Origin of the sequence: Pseudomonas sp. BN415, from assembly GCF_029871195.1 — a bacterium.
Classification (GTDB): Bacteria; Pseudomonadota; Gammaproteobacteria; order Pseudomonadales; family Pseudomonadaceae; genus Metapseudomonas; species Metapseudomonas resinovorans.
In genome coordinates, this window is record NZ_SSOK01000038.1 from 11,761 (window position 1) to 29,359 (window position 17,599).

19 protein-coding genes are annotated in these 17,599 nt (G+C 62.5%); 7 read left to right on the forward strand and 12 right to left on the reverse strand.

What is annotated here, in order from left to right; all coding sequences use genetic code 11:
• Positions 1 to 7: 7 nt before the first annotated feature.
• The 5 genes from E8F20_RS10020 to E8F20_RS10040 all read left to right on the forward strand — a co-directional run bounded on the left by E8F20_RS10020 (position 8) and on the right by E8F20_RS10040 (position 4,829).
• Positions 8 to 904, forward strand: a complete 897-nt coding sequence (locus E8F20_RS10020) for an SMP-30/gluconolactonase/LRE family protein (RefSeq protein WP_280283614.1) — start codon at positions 8 to 10, stop codon at positions 902 to 904.
• Between the two features lie 65 nt (positions 905 to 969).
• Positions 970 to 1,941 (forward strand): TRAP transporter substrate-binding protein, encoded by a 972-nt coding sequence (locus E8F20_RS10025; RefSeq protein WP_028629255.1) that lies wholly within the window; start codon positions 970 to 972, stop codon positions 1,939 to 1,941.
• Between the two features lie 69 nt (positions 1,942 to 2,010).
• Entirely contained in the window at positions 2,011 to 2,538 is a 528-nt protein-coding gene (locus E8F20_RS10030) for a TRAP transporter small permease (RefSeq protein ID WP_280283615.1), read from the forward strand.
• The gene (locus E8F20_RS10035; RefSeq protein WP_280283616.1) at positions 2,539 to 3,819 is read left to right on the forward strand and encodes a TRAP transporter large permease; all 1,281 of its coding nucleotides are present in this window, start codon (positions 2,539 to 2,541) and stop codon (positions 3,817 to 3,819) included.
• A 92-nt stretch (positions 3,820 to 3,911) separates the two neighbouring features.
• Complete coding sequence (locus E8F20_RS10040) at positions 3,912 to 4,829, forward strand: DMT family transporter (protein WP_280283617.1); 918 nt, start codon at positions 3,912 to 3,914, stop codon at positions 4,827 to 4,829.
• A 26-nt stretch (positions 4,830 to 4,855) separates the two neighbouring features.
• Here the strand turns inward: E8F20_RS10040 and E8F20_RS10045 are convergent, their stop codons facing one another.
• Positions 4,856 to 5,608, reverse strand: a complete 753-nt coding sequence (locus E8F20_RS10045; RefSeq protein WP_028629259.1) for a FadR/GntR family transcriptional regulator — start codon at positions 5,606 to 5,608, stop codon at positions 4,856 to 4,858.
• A 118-nt stretch (positions 5,609 to 5,726) separates the two neighbouring features.
• Between E8F20_RS10045 and E8F20_RS10050 the strand changes: the two genes are divergently transcribed.
• Positions 5,727 to 6,608 (forward strand): aldose 1-epimerase, encoded by an 882-nt coding sequence (locus E8F20_RS10050; RefSeq protein WP_280283618.1) that lies wholly within the window; start codon positions 5,727 to 5,729, stop codon positions 6,606 to 6,608.
• Positions 6,609 to 6,666: 58 nt separating this feature from the next.
• Here the strand turns inward: E8F20_RS10050 and E8F20_RS10055 are convergent, their stop codons facing one another.
• Both E8F20_RS10055 and E8F20_RS10060 read right to left on the reverse strand, forming a co-directional pair.
• The gene (locus E8F20_RS10055) at positions 6,667 to 7,152 is read right to left on the reverse strand and encodes a single-stranded DNA-binding protein (protein ID WP_044872677.1); all 486 of its coding nucleotides are present in this window, start codon (positions 7,150 to 7,152) and stop codon (positions 6,667 to 6,669) included.
• Between the two features lie 9 nt (positions 7,153 to 7,161).
• Positions 7,162 to 8,556 carry an MFS transporter gene (locus tag E8F20_RS10060; RefSeq protein WP_280283619.1) on the reverse strand — a complete coding sequence of 465 codons (1,395 nt, stop codon included), beginning with the start codon at positions 8,554 to 8,556 and terminating at the stop codon, positions 7,162 to 7,164.
• A gap of 208 nt (positions 8,557 to 8,764) precedes the next feature.
• Between E8F20_RS10060 and uvrA the strand changes: the two genes are divergently transcribed.
• Entirely contained in the window at positions 8,765 to 11,599 is a 2,835-nt protein-coding gene (gene uvrA, locus E8F20_RS10065) for an excinuclease ABC subunit UvrA (protein ID WP_280283620.1), read from the forward strand.
• Positions 11,600 to 11,669: 70 nt separating this feature from the next.
• Here the strand turns inward: uvrA and E8F20_RS10070 are convergent, their stop codons facing one another.
• The 9 genes from E8F20_RS10070 to rplO form a co-directional block, all read right to left on the reverse strand.
• Positions 11,670 to 12,509, reverse strand: coding sequence for a catalase (locus tag E8F20_RS10070; RefSeq protein WP_280283621.1), 840 nt, complete (start codon positions 12,507 to 12,509; stop codon positions 11,670 to 11,672).
• A 174-nt stretch (positions 12,510 to 12,683) separates the two neighbouring features.
• A complete protein-coding gene (gene rplQ, locus E8F20_RS10075) occupies positions 12,684 to 13,073 on the reverse strand; it encodes a 50S ribosomal protein L17 (RefSeq protein WP_016490551.1) in 390 nt (129 codons plus the stop codon).
• Positions 13,074 to 13,117: 44 nt separating this feature from the next.
• Positions 13,118 to 14,119, reverse strand: a complete 1,002-nt coding sequence (gene rpoA, locus E8F20_RS10080; protein WP_069081981.1) for a DNA-directed RNA polymerase subunit alpha — start codon at positions 14,117 to 14,119, stop codon at positions 13,118 to 13,120.
• A gap of 22 nt (positions 14,120 to 14,141) precedes the next feature.
• Positions 14,142 to 14,762 carry a 30S ribosomal protein S4 gene (gene rpsD / locus E8F20_RS10085; protein WP_028629275.1) on the reverse strand — a complete coding sequence of 207 codons (621 nt, stop codon included), beginning with the start codon at positions 14,760 to 14,762 and terminating at the stop codon, positions 14,142 to 14,144.
• Positions 14,763 to 14,778: 16 nt separating this feature from the next.
• Positions 14,779 to 15,168, reverse strand: coding sequence for a 30S ribosomal protein S11 (gene rpsK / locus E8F20_RS10090; protein ID WP_003093689.1), 390 nt, complete (start codon positions 15,166 to 15,168; stop codon positions 14,779 to 14,781).
• Positions 15,169 to 15,198: 30 nt separating this feature from the next.
• Positions 15,199 to 15,555 carry a 30S ribosomal protein S13 gene (gene rpsM / locus E8F20_RS10095; protein WP_028629276.1) on the reverse strand — a complete coding sequence of 119 codons (357 nt, stop codon included), beginning with the start codon at positions 15,553 to 15,555 and terminating at the stop codon, positions 15,199 to 15,201.
• A gap of 132 nt (positions 15,556 to 15,687) precedes the next feature.
• Positions 15,688 to 15,804 carry a 50S ribosomal protein L36 gene (gene rpmJ, locus E8F20_RS10100; protein ID WP_003093693.1) on the reverse strand — a complete coding sequence of 39 codons (117 nt, stop codon included), beginning with the start codon at positions 15,802 to 15,804 and terminating at the stop codon, positions 15,688 to 15,690.
• A gap of 30 nt (positions 15,805 to 15,834) precedes the next feature.
• Positions 15,835 to 17,163, reverse strand: a complete 1,329-nt coding sequence (gene secY, locus E8F20_RS10105; protein ID WP_280283622.1) for a preprotein translocase subunit SecY — start codon at positions 17,161 to 17,163, stop codon at positions 15,835 to 15,837.
• Positions 17,164 to 17,598, reverse strand: a complete 435-nt coding sequence (rplO, locus tag E8F20_RS10110; protein ID WP_151131578.1) for a 50S ribosomal protein L15 — start codon at positions 17,596 to 17,598, stop codon at positions 17,164 to 17,166.
• Position 17,599 lies beyond the last annotated feature (1 nt).

The following is a 17,599-nucleotide window of genomic DNA, read 5'->3' on the forward strand; positions in this document are numbered from 1 at the left end:
CCACGCCATGCAAGCAGAACTGATTCTGGATGCCCGCAACGGCACGGGTGAAAGCCCCGTGTGGCACCCGCAGGAACAGGCCCTTTACTGGGTCGACATTCCGGCGCGCCGACTGCACTGCTGGAGCGCCCGGGATGGCGCCAGCCGCAGCTGGCAGACCGACGAAATGATCGCGTGCATCGCCCGACGCAGCGACACCCTGGGTGGTGGCTGGATCGCCGGCATGCAGAGCGGACTGTTCCATCTGCTGCCCGATGCCAACGGCGGCATTCGGAGTGAACGCCTGATCTGCGTGGAACATGCTCGGCCGCAAATGCGCTTCAACGACGGTCGCTGCGACCGCCAGGGCCGCTTCTGGGCCGGCACCATGTTGCTCGACATGAGCGCCGGTGCCCGGGTCGGCGCGCTCTACCGCTTCGACGGCGAAGCGGGACCGCTGCAGGTGCGCCTGGATGACTTCATCGTGCCCAATGGACTGGCCTTCAGCCCGGATGGCACACGCATGTACCTCTCCGACTCGCACCCGCACGTGCAGACTATCTGGGCCTTCGACTACGACATCGACACGGGTACGCCCTACAACCGCCGCGTGTTCGTCGACATGCATGAATTCCCTGGCCGACCCGACGGCGCAGCCGTGGACGAAGACGGCTGCTACTGGATCTGCGGCAACGATGCCGGCCTGGTGCACCGCTTAACGCCCGATGGCCGCCTTGACCGCTCCCTTGCCGTGCCGGTGAAAAAGCCGGCGATGTGCGCCTTTGGCGGCCCGGGCCTGGACACCTTGTTCGTCACCTCTATCCGTCCGGGCGGCATCGAGCTCTCGGATCAGCCCCTGGCCGGTGGCGTGTTCGCCTTGCGGCCCGGGGTGAAAGGCCTGGAGGAACCGCTGTTCCGGGGCTGAGCCCCAATCGCTGTACCGAAGTTCGCTGGATCGAAACCAAACAAAAACAAGACCGGAGTTTCATCATGAACCTGAAACGCAAGCTGCTCCTCGCCGCCCTGCCCTTCGCCTTCAGCCTGGCCGGGCCGGCACACGCCCTCGATATCAAGTTCGCCGAGATCCACCCGGCCGGGTATCCGACCGTGGTTGCCGAACAGCACCTGGGCAAGAAGCTGGAAGAAGCCAGCAACGGTGAAATCACCTTCAAGATGTTCGCCGGCGGCGTGCTCGGCTCCGAGAAGGAAGTGGTCGAGCAACTCCAGATCGGAGCCATCCAGATGGCCCGCGTCAGCCTTGGCATCGTCGGCCCGGTCGTACCAGACGTGAACGTCTTCAACATGCCCTTCGTGTTCCGCGATCAGGCGCACATGCGCAAGATCATCGACGGCGAGATCGGCCAGGAAATCCTCGACAAGATCACCCACTCCGAATTCAACCTGGTGGCCCTGGCCTGGATGGATGGCGGCACCCGCAACCTCTACACCAAGGAGCCGGTGCGCAGCATCCAGGACCTGCAAGGCAAGAAGATCCGCGTGATGGGTAACCCGCTGTTCATCGAGATGATGAACGCCATGGGTGGCAACGGTATCGCCATGGATACCGGCGAGATTTTCAGCGCCCTGCAGACCGGCGTCATCGATGGTGCCGAGAACAACCCGCCGACCATGCTGGAACACAACCACTTCCAGAACGCCAAGTACTACACCCTCACCGGCCACCTGATCCTCCCCGAGCCGGTAGTGATGTCCAAGACCACCTGGGAAAAGCTCACCCCCGAGCAACAGGCCCTGGTGAAGAAGGTGGCCCGCGAAGCGCAGATGGAAGAGCGCGCGCTGTGGGACGCCAAGTCCGCCGCCAGCGAAGAAAAGCTCAAGGCCGCAGGCGTGGAGTTCATCGCCATCGACAAGAAGCCCTTCTTTGACGCCACTGCACCGGTTCGGGAGAAGTACGGCGCGCAGTACGCTGACCTGATGAAGCGCATCGCCGAAGTCCAGTAACGCCGACTCAACACTCTGACGAACATCGCGGTGGGCGCCAGCGCTCCGCCGCGATGTCGGTGACGCACCATGAAAGACACCCTTTTGCGCTTCAACGACGGCCTTTACAAGACCTGCATCTGGGTCGCGGGGCTGTCGGTCCTGACCATGTCGCTGATCATCCCCTGGGGCATCTTCGCCCGCTACGTGCTGGGCACGGGCTCGAGCTGGCCCGAGCCGGTCGCCATCCTGCTGATGGTGGTCTTCACCTTCGTCGGCGCCGCCGCCAGCTACAGGGCCGGCGCGCACATGGCGGTGGGCATGGTCACCGATCGTTTGCCACCACACGTGAAGCCGCTCGTCTCGGTACTCGTGCAGGTGCTGATGGCGCTGATATGCCTGTTCATGGCCGTCTGGGGCTTCAAGCTCTGCCTCACCACCTGGAACCAGTTTGTCGCCGCCCTCCCGGACCTGCGGGTAGGCATGACCTACGCCCCTATTCCCATTGGCGGCGTGCTGACCATGATTTTCGTTCTCGAGAAGCTCCTGCTGGGCGACCAGAGCCACCGCCGCGTGGTGCAGTTCGACCTGGTGGAAGAAAACGAAGGAGCCGCGTAAATGGATGCGTTCATCCTCCTGGGCAGTTTCATCCTGCTCATCCTCCTCGGCATGCCGGTGGCCTATGCCTTGGGCCTGTCCGCCCTGATCGGCGCCTGGTGGATCGACATCCCGTTGCAGGCGATGATGATTCAGGTCGCCGGTGGCGTTAATAAATTCTCCCTGCTGGCGATTCCCTTCTTCGTGCTGGCCGGCGCCATCATGGCCGAGGGTGGCATGTCACGGCGCCTGGTGGCCTTCGCTGGGGTGCTGGTGGGCTTTGTGCGCGGCGGCCTGTCGCTGGTCAACATCATGGCCTCGACCTTCTTCGGCGCCATCTCCGGCTCTTCGGTCGCCGACACCGCCTCGGTGGGCTCGGTGCTGATCCCGGAAATGGAGCGCAAGGGCTACCCGCGTGAGTTCTCCACGGCAGTGACCGTAAGCGGGTCGGTGCAAGCCCTGCTGACGCCGCCCAGCCACAACTCGGTGCTCTACTCGCTCGCTGCCGGCGGCACCGTCTCCATCGGCGCACTGTTCATGGCCGGGGTGATGCCGGGCCTGCTGCTCTCCGCGGTGATGATGGTGCTATGCCTGATCTTCGCGAAGAAACGCAACTACCCCAAAGGCGAGGTCATCCCGCTGCGCCAGGCGCTGAAGATCGCGGGTGAAGCGCTCTGGGGCCTAATGGCGATGGTGATCATCCTCGGCGGCATTCTCTCCGGGGTATTCACCGCCACCGAGTCGGCAGCCATCGCGGTGGTCTGGTCGTTCTTCGTGACCATGTTCATCTACCGCGACTACAAGTGGCGCGACCTGCCCAAGCTGATGCACCGCACGGTGCGGACCATCTCCATCGTGATGATCCTCATCGCCTTCGCCGCCAGCTTCGGCTACATCATGACGCTGATGCAGATCCCCGCGAAGATCACCACGCTGTTCCTGACCCTGTCGGATAACCGCTACGTGATCCTCATGTCCATCAACGCCATGCTGCTGCTGCTGGGCACGGTGATGGACATGGCGCCGCTGATCCTCATCCTCACCCCGATCCTGATGCCGGTGATCGTCGACATCGGCGTCGACCCGGTGCACTTCGGCATGATCATGCTGGTGAACCTGGGCATCGGCCTGATCACTCCGCCAGTGGGTGCGGTACTCTTTGTCGGCTCGGCCATCGGCAAGGTCAGCATCGAGAGCACGGTGAAGGCGCTGCTGCCTTTCTATGCGGCGCTGTTCATGGTGCTGATGGCGGTCACCTACATTCCCGCCATTTCCCTCTGGCTGCCGAGCGTCGTGCTCTGATCCACCCCGGCGGGCCGCCACTGCGGCCCGCCTTTCCTCCTCCAGAAGAACGGCCCTGCGTCGTCCGGAGACTCACCACACGGACCGTTGCCATGCCTGCCGCCATGCCCACCTTGTTCCCACGGCACATTGCCGTCCCGCTCCTGGCCTTGCTGGCCTGCGCCTTCGCGGGTAACCACATCGCCGCCCGCATCGCCTTCGACGACAACACCGGATTGCTGCTGGCGATTCTCTGCCGCTCAGGCGTGGCCATGCTGGTGCTGACCGGCATCGTGCTGTGGCAGCGCCAGCCCCTAGGCCTGCCGGCCGGAACCCGTCGCTGGCAACTGCTGTTGGGACTGCTGATCGCGACCCAGAGTCTGTGCCTTTACTCGGCAGTGGCACGCATCCCGGTGGCCCTGGCGCTGCTGGTGGGCAACACCTTTCCAATTGTCCTGGCCCTGCTCACCTGGGCCCTCGGTGGCGGCGCGCCGACGCGGCGCAACGCATCGCTGATGGGGCTGATCCTGCTCGGCCTGGTCTTCGCCCTCGACGTTCCGGCGCGCCTGGGCGCAGCCGGAGGCGCCGGTGCGCAATGGTCGCAGGGGGTGACGCTGGCCTTTTGCGCGGCCTGTGCCTTTGCCTGTGCGCTGTGGATAACCGACCACAAGCTGGCCGCCCTACGCGGTCCGGTACGCAGCATGCTGACGCTGATGATCGTGTTCTGCAGCATGGCCGTTGCCGGCTTGAGCGGGCTGGTACCGGGCGGGATGACAACACCCGCCAGCAGCACGGGCTGGACCGCGCTGGGCATCCTGGTACTGCTCTACGGCAGCGCATTCTCGGTACTGTTCGTCAGCGTGCCGCGCCTGAACATGCCACAGAATGCTCCGGTGATGAACGTGGAACCCATCGCCACGCTGCTGTTCGGCTGGGTACTGTTGGATCAGGTATTGAGCGGAATGCAGCTGCTCGGCGGTGCAATAGTCGTCACCGGTATCGTGCTGCTGACCTATCGGAAGGCTGCCTGAGCGCCATGCTCGCCCAGGCGGATGGATCAGGCTTCCTGCTGTTCCCGCTCAGCCTCTTCATGGGCCTGGCGCAGCCGTTCGCGGCTGTTGGTCAGGTGCAGGCGCATGGCCGCACGGGCCGCTTCGGCGTCCTGGCGGGCGATGGCTTCGTAGATTTCTTCGTGTTCGCGGCTCAGCCGGGCGAGGTAGTGCTGCTGATCATCGTGGGCGATGCGCGCCGAATTGAGCCGGGTCCGCGGAATGATGCTGGTACCCAGGTGGGTCATGATGTCGGTGAAGTAGCGGTTGCCAGTGGCCAGGGCGATCTGCAGGTGGAACTGGAAGTCCGAGGCCACTGCATCGGTGCGATGGGCGGCTTTGTGGAAGGTGTCCAGCGCCTCGCGCATGGCGGCCAACTGCTCTGCCGAACGCCGCTGGGCAGCGAGGCCAGCGGATTCGACCTCGAGACTGATGCGCAGCTCGAGGATGGCCACGACATCACGCAGGGTGACGATGGTCGCCGGATCGATACGAAAACCCATGGGGCTCGGCGTATCCAGCACGAAGGTGCCAATGCCGTGACGGGTCTCCACCAGGCCTGCCGCCTGCAGGCGCGAGATGGCCTCCCGCACCACCGTGCGGCTGACGCCCTGGGCCTCCATGATGGCCGACTCGGTGGGCAGCTTTTCACCCCGCTTGATCACACCGTCCTGGATCTGCTGGGAGAGTTCGCTCACCAGCTCCTGGGCCAGGCTGCGGTGCTTGCGGCGCGGGCGCTGCTGGGCGCTTGGGTTGTCCATGTCGACTCTCGATCTCGGCGGAAACTGATTGCCCATCATAGCCCAGCAGGTTGTACGATGACACTCATCTGCAGCGACGCCCGGGCCTTTCCACTCAGTCCTACATCCCGGTAAGCAGATGACGACCATCCCCCTGCTCACACTCGAAGACCGCCTCACCCGGCTGACACTGGCTCCAGAGCTGGGTGGCGCCATTGCCAACTGGCAATTGTTGGAGAATGGCCAGCCATTGCTGCGGCCTGCCGATGCCCACGCCCTGGCCGCCGGTACGCCTCGACACCTGGGTTGCTACCCGCTGGCACCCTGGTCCAACCGCATCGGCAAGGGCGGCTTTGCCCTGCCGGGCGGCTGGCTGACCCTGGAACCGAATACGGCTACCGATCCCTACCCGATCCATGGCAGCGCCTGGCAGCAGCCCTGGTCCCTGCTGGAGCAGCGCGACGGATTGATTCGCCTGGGGCTGGAGAGCCGGCAACCCTTTGCCTACCAGACCGAACAGTTGTTCCGCCTGGACGAAGGCTGCCTGGAGATACGACTGCAGGTCGTCCACCGGGACGACCGCCCCACCTGGCATGGACTCGGCCTGCACCCCTACTTTCCGCGCACGGCAGGCACAGGATTGCAGGCACGGGCAGAGTCGGCCTGGCTATGCGGCGACGACAAGTTGCCCACGGCGCAGGTCGCCCTGCCACCCCAGTGGAACTTCACAACCGCTGCAGCACTGCCGGATACCCCTGTGGACAACGGCTTCAGCGACTGGCCAGGGCAATGCAGCATCCTCCAGCCAGACCTCGGCTACCGGCTGGACTGCAGCGCCAGCGGTTGCGAGACCTTCTTGCTGTTCTGCCCGCAGGGACAAGACTTCTTCTGCTTCGAACCGGTGACCCATCCGGTCAATGCCCACCACCTGGAAGGCCGTCCGGGGCTGCGCCTGCTGGCTGCCGGTGAATCGCTGGCGATCACCTGGCGCATGGCAGTCAGCCCATACAGGGGCGCCTGAAACGAAAAAGGCGCAGCCCGGGGGCTGCGCCTTTGTCTGTTCGCTTACGCGATTCGACTCAGAACGGGATGTCGTCGTCGAAGCTGTCGTAGTCCGGCGCCGGCTGGGCAGCGGGCTGCGGGGCCGGGCGCTGCTGCGGGGCGGACTGCTGCGGCTCGCGCTGCGGGCGCGGAGCACGCGGGGCGTCGCCTTCGCTGCCGGGACGGCCGCCGAGCAGCTGCATCTGGCCATTGATGTCGACCACGATCTCGGTGGTGTAACGCTTCACGCCGTCCTTTTCCCACTCGCGAGTACGCAGGGAACCTTCGACGTAGACTTGCGAGCCCTTGCGCAGGTACTCACCGGCGATCTCGGCGAGACGGCCGAAGAACACCACGCGGTGCCACTCGGTACGCTCCTGCTGCTGGCCGGTCTGCTTGTCCTTCCAGGACTCGCTGGTGGCCAGGGTGACGTTGGTCACCGCGTTGCCGTTGGGCAGGTAGCGGGTTTCCGGATCACCACCGACGTTACCAACCAGAATGACTTTGTTAACCCCACGGGCCATGACGTTCTCCTAGGCTTCAGCACGTTCCGGGGCCGATTCGATCAGGCGCTCCAGGGACGTGCGGTCCAGTTTTTCAGAATCCACTTTGATGTAAATGGCCGCCTCTTCGGCCACCACGACGGCATCTGCCACTCCGGGCAGAGCCAGCAAACGCGCAACCAGCCCGGTATCGGCCACGGCCGCTGCACTGAGCGGCAGGCGCAGGCTGGTCACGTACGGAGGTTCACGCATAGTAACAGCAATGGCCAGCCAAATCGCACAGACCACCGCACAGCCGACGAACACCGTCGACAGCCCGCCATGCTGGAACAACCAGCCACCGAGGATGCCGCCGATCGCCGCGCCGAGGAACTGGCTGGTCGAGTAGACGCCCATCGCGGTGCCCTTGCCGCCGGCCGGAGCGACCTTGCTGATCAGCGACGGCAGCGAGGCTTCCAGCAGGTTGAAGGCAGTGAAGAAGACGATGGCGCCGAAGACCAGGGCGCGCAGACTGTCACCGAACTGCCAGAAGAACAGCTCGCAGGCGCAGAGCACGGCGACCGCACCGACCAGGACCTTCTTCATCTGGCGCTTTTTCTCGCCGTAGATGATGAAAGGCACCATGCCGAAGAAGCCCACAAGCAACGCAGTGAGGTAGACCCACCAGTGTTCGTCCCTGGGCAGGCCAGCCTTTTCAACCAGCGCCAGCGGCAAGGCAACGAAGCTGGCCATGAGGATGGCGTGCAGGGCGAGGATGCCGAAGTCAAGGCGCAGCAGGTCAGGATGCTTCAGGGTGGGCAGCAATGCCTGGCCCGCCACGCCGGATTCGCGGTGCTGCAACGGGTGGGCTGCACGCGGAACCATGGTGGCAATAATCACGATCCCGAACAGCGCCATGATGGCCGTGGCCCAGAACAGCCCGGACAGGCCGAAAGCGCGCGTCAGCAGCGGACCGACCACCATGGCAACGGCGAAGGACACGCCGATGCTCATGCCGATCATGGCCATGGCTTTGGTCCGGTGCTGTTCGCGGGTGAGGTCGGAAAGCAGGGCCATGACCGCCGCGGAGATGGCGCCAGCCCCCTGCAGTACACGCCCGGCGATCACACCCCAGATGGAGTCGGCATTGGCTGCCACGACGGCGCCGGCGGCGAAGATCAGCAGACCGATGTAGATCACCGGCAGGCGGCCGATACGGTCGGAAATAACGCCGAAGGGTATCTGCAGCACAGCCTGGGTCAGGCCGTAGGCACCGATGGCGAGGCCGATCAGGGCCGGTGTGGCGCCGGCGAGGTCCTGACCGTAGGTGGCCAGCACCGGCAATACCATGAACATGCCGAGCATGCGGAAGGCGAATACCAGGGCCAGGCCGCTGGCCGCGCGCGTTTCGCTGCCGCTCATACGTTCAGAGTGGGAATCGTGCATAGGTGCCTCAGGGAATAACGATCGGGGCCAGCGTCATGCGCCCCTGCCTGGCTGACCACCCGGTCCTGGGTGCCCGGCTGCCGCCGGAGCCCGAAAAATGCCGCGCATTCTAGCAGTCCCCGCGGATTGCGACACGCTTGTGACGCTTTGCCGCGCTCCCTTGGCGGGCCGTATAATCGGCGGTTTCCGACCGCCAAGTGAGGCCGTTGTGGACAAGATCCTGATCCGTGGGGCACGTACCCACAACCTGAAGAACGTCGACCTCACCCTGCCCCGCGACAAGTTGATCGTAATTACCGGCCTGTCCGGCTCCGGCAAGTCGTCGCTGGCTTTCGACACCCTCTATGCCGAAGGCCAGCGCCGTTATGTGGAGTCCCTGTCGGCATACGCCCGGCAGTTCCTGTCGATGATGGAAAAGCCCGATGTAGACACCATCGAGGGACTCTCGCCGGCCATCTCCATCGAACAGAAATCCACCTCCCACAACCCCCGCTCCACCGTCGGAACCATTACCGAGATCTACGACTACCTGCGCCTGCTCTATGCCCGCGTCGGTACGCCACGCTGCCCGGACCACGACGTGCCGCTGGAAGCCCAGACCGTCAGCCAGATGGTCGACCAGGTCCTGGCCCTGCCCGAGGGCCGCAAACTGATGCTGCTGGCACCGGTGATCCGCGAGCGCAAGGGCGAGCACCTGGCGGTGTTCGAAGAGCTGCGTGCCCAGGGCTTTGTCCGTGCACGGGTGAACGGCCGACTCTATGAGCTGGATGAGCTACCCAAGCTGGACAAGCAGAAAAAGCATTCCATCGATGTGGTGGTGGACCGCTTCAAGGTCCGGGAAGACCTGCAGCAGCGCCTGGCGGAATCCTTCGAGACGGCCATCAACCTGGCGGACGGCATCGCCCTGGTGGCACCCATGGATGACGAAGTAGGCGATGAGATCATTTTCTCCGCGCGCTTCGCCTGCCCCCATTGCGGGCACTCGATCAGCGAGCTGGAGCCCAAGCTGTTCTCCTTCAACAACCCGGCCGGCGCCTGCCCCACCTGCGACGGCCTCGGGGTGAAGCAGTTCTTCGACGCCAAGCGCCTGGTCAACGGCGAGCTGACCCTCGCCGAAGGCGCCATTCGCGGCTGGGACCGCCGCAACGTCTACTACTTCCAGATGCTCGGATCCCTGGCCTCGCACTATGGGTTCAGCCTGGAGAAGCCCTTCGACGAGCTCTCCGCCGAACACCAGAAAGCGATCCTCTTCGGCAGCGGTCGCGAGGATGTGGACTTCCGCTACCTCAATGACCGTGGCGACATCGTCAAGCGTTCCCATCCCTTCGAGGGGATTATCCCCAACCTGGAGCGCCGCTACCGCGAAACTGAATCGGCCACCGTGCGCGAAGAGCTGGCAAAGTTCCTCAGCACCCAGCCCTGCCCCGACTGCCGCGGTACCCGCCTGCGCCGCGAGGCGCGCCATGTGTGGGTTGGCGACAAAACCCTGCCGGCGGTTACCGGCCTGCCGGTGGGCGATGCCGCGGCCTACTTCGGCGGATTGAGCCTGACCGGTCGGCGCGGCGAAATCGCCGAGAAGATCCTCAAGGAGATCCGCGAGCGCCTGCAATTCCTGGTCAACGTCGGCCTCGACTACCTGACCCTGGACCGCAGCGCCGACACCCTCTCAGGCGGTGAAGCCCAGCGTATCCGTCTGGCCAGCCAGATCGGCGCCGGCCTGGTGGGGGTGATGTACATCCTCGACGAACCTTCCATCGGCCTTCATCAACGGGACAACGAGCGCCTGCTGGCCACCCTCACTCACCTGCGCAACCTGGGCAACACGGTGATCGTGGTCGAACACGATGAGGACGCGATCCGCCTGGCCGACTATGTAGTGGACATCGGTCCGGGGGCCGGCGTACACGGCGGACAGATCGTCGCCGAAGGCACGCCGGACGAAGTGATGGCGCACCCGAATTCCCTCACCGGCAAGTACCTGTCCGGCCGGGTGAAGATCGAAGTGCCCGCCAACAGGACTCCGCGGGACAAGAAGAAGTCCCTCAAGCTGAAGGGCGCCAGCGGCAACAATCTGCAGCAGGTGAATCTGGAGATCCCAGTGGGTCTGCTGACCTGCGTCACCGGCGTGTCCGGCTCGGGCAAGTCGACGCTGATCAACAACACCCTGTTCCCCATCACCGCCACCGCGCTGAATGGCGCTACCTCGCTGGAGGCCTCGTCCCACGAGAGCTTCGACGGCCTGCAGCATCTGGACAAGGTGGTGGACATCGATCAGAGCCCCATTGGTCGCACCCCGCGTTCCAACCCAGCGACCTACACCGGACTGTTCACACCGATCCGTGAGCTGTTTGCCGGCGTACCGGAGTCTCGCTCCCGCGGCTATGGCCCGGGACGTTTCTCCTTCAACGTCAAAGGCGGCCGCTGCGAAGCCTGCCAGGGCGACGGCGTGATCAAGGTGGAGATGCACTTCCTGCCAGACATCTACGTCCCTTGCGACGTCTGCAAGGGCAAGCGCTACAACCGCGAGACCCTGGAGATCCGCTACAAAGGCAAGAGCATCCACGAAGTACTGGAGATGACGATCGAAGAGGCCCGCGAGTTCTTCGACGCGGTTCCCGCCATCGCCCGCAAACTGCAGACCCTGATGGACGTAGGCCTGTCCTACATCCGCCTGGGACAGTCGGCGACGACCCTCTCAGGCGGCGAGGCGCAGCGGGTGAAGCTGTCCCGCGAGCTCTCCAAGCGTGACACCGGCAAGACGCTGTACATCCTCGACGAGCCCACCACGGGTCTCCACTTCGCGGATATCCAGCAGTTGCTGGACGTGCTGCACCGCCTGCGCGATCACGGCAACACTGTGGTGGTCATCGAGCACAATCTGGACGTGATCAAGACTGCGGACTGGCTGGTGGACCTGGGTCCGGAAGGCGGCTCCAAGGGTGGCCAGATCATTGCCACCGGCACGCCAGAGGAAGTCGCGGATATGCCCCAATCGCACACCGGGCGATTCCTCAAGCCTCTGTTGGAGCGTGATCGCGCCTGATCCCGATGACCGCACAAGAGAAAAGGCCGGGCATTGCTGCCCGGCCTTTTCCTTTACAGGGAGGTGCGAGTTATCTGGCAGCTTCCGCGCGGCACGGACGCCGTTGCCATAGTCCGGACGGCACCTTGTCGAAGTGCGCAAACTGACGTTCAACGATGAACTGCCAAACCCCAGCCATGGCCCCGGCGATGTTGCCGAACAGCCGCTGCTTCTGGCCTTCATCGAACAGCAGGAACAGCGCGCGGGGCTGGCTGTAGTCGTCGCTGCCCTCGCGCTGGCCATAGCGATCGGCAGCGCCGTCGATAGCCGGCGGCGGCTCTGCGTACGACGCCGACTGGGCTGGACCACCGAAGGAGTTCGGCTCGTAGTAGGCATCCGTACTTGGATTGTTGGAGAAGAAGCGCATCGCGCCGTCCTTGTGATAGTGGTGCACCGGGCACCTCGGCGCATTCACCGGCAGCGCCTCATAGTGAGTGCCCAAGCGGTAGCAATGCGCATCGGCATAGCTGAATACACGGGCCTGGAGCATCTTGTCCGGCGAGTGCACGATGCCGGGGACCAGGTTCGACGGCGAAAACGCGGCCTGCTTGATCTCGGCGTCGGCAGCGCCAAGCTCACCGGCAACGGTCGAAAAGCGCGCGAGCACTTCGGTTTTGTTTCCGACTTCGGAGAAAACCGAAGCCTTGCTGTATCGGGTGATGTCGTTGGTGGTGGTCAGAGTGCCATAGGCGCCCCAGCCCTTGGCGTGCACAACACGCTCCGGAATGCGCTGACAGTTCTGGTGGGCCAGCTTTTCGATCAGGTGGTAGTCCTGCAATAACAATGGGCCGCGCGAGCCGGCGCTGAGGGAATTCTGATTATCGCCAACCGGGTTGCCAGCAGTCGTAGTGAGGGTGGGCTTCTGACTCATGCAACATCTCCATCTTGGGCCCTTCTGATTCCGGGCCCACCGGAAAAGAATGAGTATCGATTCAGCCAGATGAAACATCCAGCTTATTAAGAAACGCTAATCGATAGGTATTACCTAACTATTCAGGCATAAAAAAACCGGGCACTAGGCCCGGTTTTTCATGCAACGACCGACTTACTCGGCAGCAGCTTCGACTTCACCAGCGACCGGACGGTCAACCAGTTCGACGTAAGCCATGGGAGCATTGTCGCCAGCGCGGAAACCGCACTTGAGGATGCGCAGGTAGCCGCCCTGACGGTTGGCATAGCGCTTGCCCAGATCGTTGAACAGTTTGCCGACGATAGCTTTCGAGCGAGTACGGTCGAAAGCCAGACGACGGTTGGCAACGCTGTCTTCCTTGGCCAGGGTGATCAGCGGCTCGGCAACGCGGCGCAGTTCCTTGGCTTTGGGCAGGGTGGTTTTGATCAGTTCGTGCTCGAACAGCGACACCGCCATGTTCTGGAACATGGCCTTGCGGTGTGCGCTGGTGCGGCTGAGGTGACGGCCACTTTTACGATGACGCATGGTTCAATTCCTTACCAAACTTCTACGTTCGGTGATTACGACGATCAGGCAGTCGCCTTGTCGTCCTTCTTGAGACTTGCCGGCGGCCAGTTGTCGAGGCGCATGCCGAGGGACAGACCACGGGAGGCCAGGACGTCCTTGATCTCGGTCAGGGACTTCTTGCCCAGGTTCGGAGTCTTCAACAGCTCTACTTCGGTGCGCTGAATCAGGTCGCCGATGTAGTAGATGTTCTCCGCCTTCAGGCAGTTGGCCGAACGTACGGTCAGCTCGAGGTCATCAACCGGACGAAGCAGGATCGGATCGATCTCGTCTTCCTGTTCCACCACTACCGGCTCGCTGTCGCCCTTGAGGTCGACGAACGCAGCCAGTTGGTGTTGCAGGATGGTCGCGGCACGACGGATGGCCTCTTCAGGGTCCAGGGTGCCGTTGGTTTCCAGATCGATGACCAGCTTGTCCAGGTTGGTGCGCTGCTCCACACGGGCGTTTTCAACCACGTAGGCAACACGGCGGACGGGGCTGAACGAGGCGTCGAGCTGCAGACGACCAATGCTGCGGCTCTCGTCTTCGTCGCTCTGGCGCGCGTCGGCAGGCTCATAGCCACGACCGCGAGACACCTTGAGCTTCATGTTCAGGACGCCGTTATCCGCCAGGTTGGCGATCACGTGGTCGCCGTTGACGATTTCGACATCATGATCCAGCTGAATATCGGCAGCAGTGACCACGCCCGAGCCTTTCTTCGAAAGGCTCAGCGTTACTTCGTCGCGGCCGTGCAGCTTGATAGCCAGACCTTTGAGGTTCAGAAGGATCTCGATGACATCTTCCTGAACACCCTCGATGGCGCTGTACTCATGGAGTACGCCGTCGATTTCGGCCTCGACTACTGCACAGCCAGGCATGGAGGACAACAGGATGCGACGCAGCGCGTTGCCCAGGGTATGGCCAAACCCACGCTCGAGAGGCTCGAGCGTGATCTTGGCGCGGGTCGGACTGACCACCTGCACATCAATGTGGCGGGGGGTCAGGAACTCATTTACCGAACTCTGCATGGATGCACCTATTTTCTAGCCCTTACTTGGAGTAGAGCTCGACAATCAGGTTTTCGTTGATGTCGGCGGACAGATCGCTGCGAGCCGGCACGCTCTTGAACACACCGGACTTCTTCTCTGCGTCGACCTCAACCCACTCCACACGGCCGCGCTGGCCGCACAGTTCGAGGGCTTGGACGATACGCAGTTGGTTCTTCGACTTCTCGCGAACGGCAACCACGTCACCAGCTTTGACCTGGTAGGACGGAACGTTCACGGTCTGACCGTTTACGCTGATGGCCTTGTGGGAAACCAGCTGACGGGACTCGGAACGAGTAGCGCCGAAGCCCATGCGATACACGACGTTGTCCAGCCGGCACTCGAGGAGTTGCAGCAGGTTTTCGCCGGTAGCGCCTTTACGGGCAGCAGCTTCTTTGTAGTAGTTACCGAACTGGCGCTCCAGGACACCGTAGATACGGCGCACTTTCTGCTTTTCACGCAGCTGGGTGCCGTAGTCGGACAGACGGCCACGACGGGCGCCGTGCTGACCGGGAGCGGATTCGATGTTGCACTTGGATTCGAGCGCGCGAGCACCACTCTTCAGGAAGAGGTCGGTACCTTCACGACGGGACAGTTTGCACTTGGGACCAATGTAACGAGCCATTTCTCACTGTCTCCTATTACACGCGACGCTTCTTCGGCGGACGGCACCCGTTATGCGGGATGGGCGTCACGTCGGTGATGCTGGCGATCTTGTAGCCGCAGGCGTTCAGAGCACGCACAGCGGATTCGCGACCCGGACCCGGGCCCTTGACGTTCACGTCGAGGTTCTTCAGGCCGTATTCCAGAGCAGCTTGACCAGCGCGCTCGGCTGCAACCTGCGCAGCGAACGGGGTGCTCTTACGGGAACCGCGGAAACCGGAACCACCGGAGGTAGCCCAGGACAGAGCGTTACCCTGACGGTCGGTAATGGTCACGATGGTGTTGTTGAAAGAAGCGTGGATGTGGGCGATCCCATCCACCACTGTCTTTTTGACTTTTTTACGAGGACGAGCAGCAGGCTTAGCCATGACTTAATTCCTGTCGATTCGCGGGCGCAATTACTTGCGGATCGGCTTACGCGGGCCCTTACGGGTACGCGCGTTGGTCTTGGTGCGCTGGCCATGAACAGGCAGACCGCGACGATGACGCAGACCGCGGTAGCAGCCCAGGTCCATCAGACGCTTGATGTTCATGTTGATTTCGCGACGCAGATCACCTTCAGTGGTGAGCTTCGCTACTTCGCCACGCAGCTGTTCGATCTGCTCGTCAGAGAGATCCTTGATCTTTGCCGCCGGGTTAACGCCGGTGACAGCGCAGATGTTCTGCGCAGTGGTGCGACCAACACCGTAGATGTAGGTCAGCGAGATAACAGTGTGCTTGTTATCTGGAATGTTGACGCCTGCAATACGGGCCATTCAGTGAAACTCCAGTTGACAGCTACCTACGCCCCGGAAGCCAAGAAAAGGGCGCGAGATATTAGCGCTGTAAAAACAAATAATCAACCCGGCAGCGCACTAGCTGCCGGGCTCATAACGCGTGAATCACACTCAGCCTTGGCGCTGCTTGTGACGCGGTTCCGCGCTGCAGATCACGCGAACGATACCGTCGCGACGGATGATCTTGCAGTTGCGGCACAGCTTTTTCACCGATGCACGAACTTTCATCAGTAACTCCTAGAACCTTACGGAACCGGATCAGCGGAGCATTCCGCTGCCGTAGCCCTTCAGGTTGGCTTTCTTCATCAGGGATTCGTACTGGTGCGAAACGAGGTGGGATTGTACTTGGGCCATAAAGTCCATCACAACCACAACAACGATCAGCAACGAGGTCCCGCCAAGGTAGAACGGTACATTCGCTGCAACCACCAGGAACTGGGGCAGCAGGCAAACGGCCGTCATGTACAGAGCACCGAACATGGTCAAGCGGGTCAGTACGCCATCGATATAGCGCGCCGACTGCTCGCCCGGACGGATGCCCGGAATAAAGGCACCGGACTTCTTCAGGTTCTCCGCCACGTCTTTCGGGTTGAACATCAGCGCTGTGTAGAAGAAGCAGAAGAATACAATCCCTGCACTAAACAGCAAAATGTTCAACGGCTGACCAGGAGCGATCGCCTGCGAGAGGTCCTGCAGCCAGCCCATGCTTTCAGACTGACCGAACCAGGCTCCCAGCGAGGCCGGGAACAGCAGGATGCTGCTGGCGAAGATAGCCGGAATGACGCCGGCCATGTTCACCTTCAGCGGCAGGTGGCTGGTCTGCGCAGCGAAGACCTTGCGGCCTTGCTGGCGCTTCGCGTAGTGCACCGCAATGCGACGCTGGCCACGCTCAATGAACACCACGAAACCGATGATCGCCACTGCCAGCAAACCGATCGCAACCAGGGCAAAAATATTGATATCACCCTGACGCGCAGACTCGAAAGACTGCCCGACTGCGCTCGGCAGACCGGCCACGATGCCAGCAAAAATCAGCATCGAGATACCGTTGCCAACACCGCGCTCAGTGATCTGCTCGCCAAGCCACATCATGAACATCGCACCAGCCACGAAGGTGGTGACAGCCACGAAGTAGAAGCCGAAATCAGTCGAGAAAGCGACGCCCTGACTGGCCAGGCCAACGGACATGCCGATGGCCTGGACCAACGCCAGGACTACAGTGCCGTAGCGGGTGTACTGGCTGATCTTGCGACGGCCAGCTTCACCTTCCTTCTTCAACTGCTCCAGCTGCGGACTGATCGCGGTCATGAGCTGCATGATGATCGACGCCGAGATGTACGGCATGATCCCCAGTGCAAAAATACTCATGCGCTCCAGCGCGCCGCCGGAAAACATGTTGAACAGGCTAAGAATGGTCCCCTCGTTCTGCCGGAACAGTTCGGCCAGCCGGTCAGGGTTGATGCCGGGCACTGGAATGTGCGCGCCGATCCGGTAGACGATGATCGCCAGGAACAGGAAACGCAGTCGAGCCCAGAGCTCGGACAACCCGCCATTGCTGAGCGCGGAGAGAGCACCTTGCTTAGCCATTTAGTCCTCGAACTTACCGCCAGCTGCTTCGATAGCCGCACGCGCACCTTTGGTGGCGGCGATACCTTTCAGGGTAACCGCGCGAGTAACGTCGCCGGACAGCATGACTTTCACACGCTGTACGTTCTGGTTAATCACGTTGGCATCCTTCAGCGCCTGCAGAGTGATGACATCGCCCTCGACCTTGGCCAACTCGGAAGTACGCACTTCGGCGCGATCCATGGCTTTCAGGGAAACGAAGCCAAACTTCGGCAGACGACGGTGCAGCGGCTGCTGACCGCCTTCAAAGCCCGGAGCAATGGTGCCACCGGAGCGAGAGGTCTGACCTTTGTGACCGCGGCCACCAGTCTTACCCAAACCGCTACCGATGCCACGGCCCGGACGGTGCTTTTCGCGACGGGCACCCGGCGCGGAACGCAGATCGTTCAGTTTCATG

Bases quoted from the DNA above. Each gene is read 5' to 3' on its own strand.
- E8F20_RS10020 (WP_280283614.1), top strand. From the start codon at position 8: ATGCAAGCAGAACTGATTCTGGATGCCCGCAACGGCACGGGTGAAAGC.
- E8F20_RS10025 (WP_028629255.1), top strand. From the start codon at position 970: ATGAACCTGAAACGCAAGCTGCTCCTCGCCGCCCTGCCCTTCGCCTTC.
- E8F20_RS10030 (WP_280283615.1), top strand. From the start codon at position 2,011: ATGAAAGACACCCTTTTGCGCTTCAACGACGGCCTTTACAAGACCTGC.
- E8F20_RS10035 (WP_280283616.1), top strand. From the start codon at position 2,539: ATGGATGCGTTCATCCTCCTGGGCAGTTTCATCCTGCTCATCCTCCTC.
- E8F20_RS10040 (WP_280283617.1), top strand. From the start codon at position 3,912: ATGCCTGCCGCCATGCCCACCTTGTTCCCACGGCACATTGCCGTCCCG.
- E8F20_RS10045 (WP_028629259.1), bottom strand. From the start codon at position 5,608: ATGGACAACCCAAGCGCCCAGCAGCGCCCGCGCCGCAAGCACCGCAGC.
- E8F20_RS10050 (WP_280283618.1), top strand. From the start codon at position 5,727: ATGACGACCATCCCCCTGCTCACACTCGAAGACCGCCTCACCCGGCTG.
- E8F20_RS10055 (WP_044872677.1), bottom strand. From the start codon at position 7,152: ATGGCCCGTGGGGTTAACAAAGTCATTCTGGTTGGTAACGTCGGTGGT.
- E8F20_RS10060 (WP_280283619.1), bottom strand. From the start codon at position 8,556: ATGCACGATTCCCACTCTGAACGTATGAGCGGCAGCGAAACGCGCGCG.
- E8F20_RS10070 (WP_280283621.1), bottom strand. From the start codon at position 12,509: ATGAGTCAGAAGCCCACCCTCACTACGACTGCTGGCAACCCGGTTGGC.
- rplQ (WP_016490551.1), bottom strand. From the start codon at position 13,073: ATGCGTCATCGTAAAAGTGGCCGTCACCTCAGCCGCACCAGCGCACAC.
- rpoA (WP_069081981.1), bottom strand. From the start codon at position 14,119: ATGCAGAGTTCGGTAAATGAGTTCCTGACCCCCCGCCACATTGATGTG.
- rpsD (WP_028629275.1), bottom strand. From the start codon at position 14,762: ATGGCTCGTTACATTGGTCCCAAGTGCAAACTGTCCCGTCGTGAAGGT.
- rpsK (WP_003093689.1), bottom strand. From the start codon at position 15,168: ATGGCTAAGCCTGCTGCTCGTCCTCGTAAAAAAGTCAAAAAGACAGTG.
- rpsM (WP_028629276.1), bottom strand. From the start codon at position 15,555: ATGGCCCGTATTGCAGGCGTCAACATTCCAGATAACAAGCACACTGTT.
- rpmJ (WP_003093693.1), bottom strand. From the start codon at position 15,804: ATGAAAGTTCGTGCATCGGTGAAAAAGCTGTGCCGCAACTGCAAGATC.
- secY (WP_280283622.1), bottom strand. From the start codon at position 17,163: ATGGCTAAGCAAGGTGCTCTCTCCGCGCTCAGCAATGGCGGGTTGTCC.
- rplO (WP_151131578.1), bottom strand. From the start codon at position 17,598: ATGAAACTGAACGATCTGCGTTCCGCGCCGGGTGCCCGTCGCGAAAAG.